The following is a 2735-nucleotide window of genomic DNA, read 5'->3' as shown; positions in this document are numbered from 1 at the left end:
TTCGCTCCGTTAGCACATCGTCTTGGAATTAATACGATTAAATGGGAGCTTGAGGATACTGCTTTACGCTACTTGAATCCACAGCAATATTATCGAATTGTTAACTTGATGAAAAGAAAGCGGGCAGAACGGGAAGATTATCTGAAGGATGTTATGAAGGAAATTCAAGAAAAACTCTTGGAAGTCACCATTCCTTGTGATTTATCTGGTCGACCTAAACATATTTATAGCATTTATCGTAAGATGGTTTTGCAAAATAAGCAGTTTAATGAAATATATGATTTACTTGCTGTGCGGGTGATTGTCAATAGTATTAAAGATTGTTACGCAGTATTAGGTATTATTCATACATGCTGGAAGCCTATGCCAGGAAGATTTAAAGACTATATTGCCATGCCAAAGGCGAATTTATATCAATCTCTCCACACAACTGTAATTGGGCCAAAAGGAGATCCTTTAGAAGTCCAAATACGGACGAAAGAGATGCATCGCATTGCAGAATATGGGATTGCTGCTCATTGGGCATATAAAGAGGGAAAAGATATAGAAGAGAGTGAAACGTTAGAAAATAACCTCACTTGGTTCCGCCAAATATTAGAATGGCAAAATGATGCCTCCAATGCTGAAGAATTTATGGAATCACTTAAAATAGATTTGTTTTCGGATATGGTCTTTGTATTTACACCAAAAGGCGATGTAGTAGAATTGCCTCTTGGCTCAGTTCCAATTGACTTTGCTTATCGTATTCACTCTGAAATAGGAAGCAAAACAATTGGTGCGAAGGTAAATGGGAAAATGGTTCCGCTAGACTATAAATTAAAGACTGGTGATATCGTTGAAATCCTTACCTCTAAACATTCATATGGACCTAGTCAGGATTGGGTAAAACTTGCCCAAACCTCGCATGCAAAAAATAAAATACGGCAGTTTTTTAAGAAACAGCGCCGGGAAGAGAATATTGAAAAGGGTAAAGAATTAATTGAACGTGATTTACGAAGCTTAGAGTACGATGTAAAGGAAGTTCTGAACCCAGAAAACGTCAAGCGTGTAGCGGAAAAATTTAATTTTCCGAATTATGAAGAAATGTATGCAGCAGTTGGATACAACGGGATTACATCCGCACAAATTGTGACTCGTTTAACAGACAAGTATCGAAAACAACGAGATGAAGAAAAATTACTACATGAATCTGTATCCGATGTTCGAAATAGCTTAAAAATACGTAAACACGATTCAGGTATTAAAGTAAATGGTGCTGATAATTTGTTAATTCGTTTATCAAAATGCTGTAACCCAGTTCCAGGCGATGATATCATCGGGTATATAACAAAAGGACGAGGAGTTTCCATTCACCGTGCAGATTGTGTCAATGTATTAACAGAAGAAGCAAAGGATCGATTATTACATGTAGAATGGGAAAATGATCCGGAAAAAGACCTAGAATATAATGTTGATATTGAAATTACAGGCTATGATCGCAGAGGCTTATTAAATGAAGTATTACAGGCAGTAAATGAGTCGAAAACATATATATCAGCTGTCGCTGGTCGAAGTGACCGAAATAAAGTAGCGACTATTCATATCTCTATGAGTATTCAGAACGTTCATCATCTTCACAAAGTAGTCGAACGAATTAAACAAGTACGAGACATTTATGCTGTCCGTCGATTAATGCATTAAAGGGGTAGGACGATGAGAGTAGTAGTACAACGAACAAAAAAAGCATCTGTTACAGTAAACAGTGAAGTAGTAGGTAACATTCCATTTGGATTAATGTTGCTTGTCGGTGTGACACATGAAGATATAGAAAGTGATGCTGCTTACTTAGCTGAAAAAATCGCAAATCTTCGTATTTTTGAGGATGAGAGTGGAAAAATGAATGAGTCTGTTTTAGATAAGAACGGGCACATTTTGTCTGTTTCTCAGTTTACATTATACGGAGATTGTCGAAAAGGACGCCGTCCAAACTTTATGGAAGCCGCGAAACCTGAATATGCAAAGCAGTTGTATGATGTATTTAATAAAGAATTAGAGAAAAAAGGTCTACATGTTGAAAAGGGAATCTTTGGTGCAATGATGGATGTAGAATTGGTAAATGATGGTCCTGTCACGCTTATATTAGATAGTAAATAAATCTATGTATCACTCCTTGTCTATGGTTCCTTTATTATCTGTGAAGAATAATTCTTGCCTATAGTGGAATAATAGGAGAAGAATATGACAGATATGAGGGATCTAACATGAGAATGAGTGATCAGGCCAACGGAATAACAAATAGTGTGAACGGACTTTTTCACGTGCAGCGGCAGGAAGCGGAAGGGAAGGAACGTGTTTTCCCTGCAATGGAGCTTGCTTCAGAGCATGGTGTGTCCATTCAAGATGTGAAAAACGTCAAGAAACATTTGAGCCGGTCTTGACAAGAAACCGTAACAAACGTATATTTATAGACAAAATCATGTTTTTACAGATAAATATCATACAACCGATGATGGAGAACAGTAAATATGATGACACATGAAAAAGAGAGAAAATGCCTTAGGCTGAGAGCATTTTCACATGATGACATATTGAAGGAACACTCCGTAGGTTTTGCTCTGAAAAGGAAACTTAGTAGGAGAGGAACGCGTTCAGGCGTTATGGAAAGAGTGGAAGCGAATGCTTCAATTAGGGTGGTACCACGGGTATTAAACTCTCGTCCCTACAATTTGTAGGAATGGGGGTTTTTTTATTTTGCA

The 2735-nt window shown here is 37.3% G+C and carries 3 protein-coding genes and 1 other annotated feature; all 3 genes read left to right on the top strand.

Features of this window, described 5'->3' with window-relative positions; genetic code table 11:
* On the top strand, positions 1–1680 hold a 1680-nt coding region (locus AC11ZT_RS01700; RefSeq protein WP_484057948.1), incomplete at its 5' end, for a RelA/SpoT family protein.
* Between the two features lie 12 nt (positions 1681–1692).
* Complete coding sequence (dtd, locus tag AC11ZT_RS01695) at positions 1693–2133, top strand: D-aminoacyl-tRNA deacylase (RefSeq protein WP_484057947.1); 441 nt, start codon at positions 1693–1695, stop codon at positions 2131–2133.
* A gap of 107 nt (positions 2134–2240) precedes the next feature.
* Positions 2241–2417, top strand: coding sequence for a hypothetical protein (locus AC11ZT_RS01690; RefSeq protein ID WP_484057946.1), 177 nt, complete (start codon positions 2241–2243; stop codon positions 2415–2417).
* 59 nt (positions 2418–2476) lie between these two features.
* Positions 2477–2703: a binding site (T-box leader), on the top strand.
* The last annotated feature ends 32 nt before the right edge of the window (positions 2704–2735 follow it).

It is taken from the genome of Ectobacillus sp. (assembly GCF_056992975.1).
This window is presented reverse-complemented; position numbering and strand designations above follow the sequence as displayed.